The organism is Photorhabdus viridis (assembly GCF_040256935.1).
Lineage (GTDB): Bacteria > Pseudomonadota > Gammaproteobacteria > Enterobacterales > Enterobacteriaceae > Photorhabdus > Photorhabdus viridis.
Genome location: NZ_JBEJZY010000351.1, coordinates 1 through 315, shown reverse-complemented (window position 1 = coordinate 315; position 315 = coordinate 1). Strand labels below are relative to the sequence as shown.

Sequence of the window (315 nt, the reverse complement as noted above, 5' to 3'; positions counted from 1 at the left end):
CTGTTGAATGGTGTGGCAAACAGATTCAGCTGCATCCGGCGTTAAAACGGGGGATGGGGATACGGTGATATTGTGACGCAGCGCTTCCCGCTGTTGTTGGGCTTGCTGCAATAAGGCTTTTTGTTGTTGTGTGATGGTTTCTTGATCCGCCGAGCTGACAGGAATTGCCGCCTGGGCCAGTGCGGAGATTGCCAGCAGGATAATCCCGGTCAGGCTGCGGTGATAAAACGGTAATTTTCCCATAGACAATAATTAACAATTTGATAATGACATTATTAAACTATTCTAATGTGGTATTAATTTCCCGTCTGAATA

Annotated in this window: 1 pseudogene; it reads right to left on the bottom strand. The window is 46.0% G+C overall.

Annotated features, from left to right (window positions below):
• Positions 1-243 (bottom strand): annotated as a pseudogene (locus ABR397_RS25580) (ShlB/FhaC/HecB family hemolysin secretion/activation protein); the annotation flags it as partial.
• Between the last annotated feature and the right edge of the window lie 72 nt (positions 244-315).